Origin of the sequence: Shewanella sp. ALD9, from assembly GCF_002836315.1 — a bacterium.
Taxonomy (GTDB): Bacteria; Pseudomonadota; Gammaproteobacteria; order Enterobacterales; family Shewanellaceae; genus Shewanella.
The window spans coordinates 1-1,481 of sequence record NZ_PJCD01000015.1; the positions used below are offsets into that span (position 1 = coordinate 1).

At 39.9% G+C, this 1,481-nt stretch carries 1 pseudogene; it reads right to left on the minus strand.

Annotated elements, in window-relative coordinates:
• Positions 1-713: 713 nt before the first annotated feature.
• Positions 714-1,375, minus strand: a pseudogene (locus CXF88_RS14320) (IS630 family transposase).
• Between the last annotated feature and the right edge of the window lie 106 nt (positions 1,376-1,481).

The following is a 1,481-nucleotide window of genomic DNA, read 5'->3' on the forward strand; positions in this document are numbered from 1 at the left end:
AATCATGTTTGGCAAATCATATAATCGAGGTAATAATAATGAGTACTGACACACTTTAGCGTTATCAATTCAACATAAACCCTAGAGAGTTGCGTCATGACATCAATTAACGGCAAGTGGCACCTAAGGACCAAATAACCGCATCTGCCGATATTGATGGATGAAAGTTAGACAGTATTATCGATGTGAATATTCACGTTTATTGTTATTTAGGAAGGGAGCTCGATAATCATTAAAAGGTAACCAACTAATCAATAGAGAAAACATCACTACAAGATAGCCAATGATGAACCTACAGTTACGCCTAGTTTGTTACAACAAGAGTGTAATGTTGGCGCGATAAACCAGGTCTGATTTTATAACGTATATCTGGCCTAGAACAAAATGGACCTATTTAGCTGTGGTAATAAATTTATATGTGAGACATTGGTGAGTTGCCTGTTATGAAAGACAAAATCCCCCATTTGATTTGAGCAAATATGAAAGCCATGAAAGTATCAAATAGGACAGAATATCGGCCAAAGACATAACTGCTAGCAAAATGCAGTAATGGCACTCTTCTTTGGAAACGTTAAAAAAATCGATACCTAAGTATGATTTCTATTGTAGCTTAATGAATCTGTAGACGACGTATATGCACAAAACCCAAAGGCCTGCAGTGTTGATGTTTTAAGGAGTGAACTAGATTGATGAATTAATACCATTTACATTAATTAATTGGTCAATTTTGTCCACCGTCTAGAACATAGTTGAATCACCCTTTCCGGCTCTGCAATAAATCGATTCCATGCAATGGAACACTGCTCAACAATATCGTCATATCCACTAAAGCAACGATTTGCGAGTTCATTCTGGCGAAGCCATTGCCACACTTGTTCTATAGGGTTGAGTTCTGGCGAATAGGGCGGAAGCTTAAAGATACTAAGGTTATCAAAGTCCTCAGTCAGATCTTGTTGATGCCAACCTGCACCATCCATGATGACCAAAGCATGGCGACCCGATTCGGTAGCCTCTGAAATTAATGTTAAATGCTCCCACATATATTCACTGTTGGCATGCGGGGCAATAATAGCCTCTGTCGTGCCCGTTGCAGGACACACCGCACCATATAAATACGCTGATTCGAACTGCTGTTGCCTTACCGCTCGTGGTCGGGTTCCTTTCGTTGCCCAAATGCGGGTCGTGGTATTTTGCTGACCAAATCTTGCTTCATCTTGAAACCAAACATCAATGCGATCTAACGCCACATGACCTGGGGTGTTGGCTATAGCAGTACGAGAATGACCTTCGGTAAAATGAAGTAAGGCGAGATAACGCATACGTTTACGTGCGTTTTCTCAGATTTAACTAATGCTGCAAGATTGAGATTATTCATCGATACTGAAGTAAGGAAATGACCAGCAATTAGATCACATATTTAATGTAAATGGTATAACTCGCGGCACGATACAAATTTTGGACACAAAAAAGCCCGCTATATC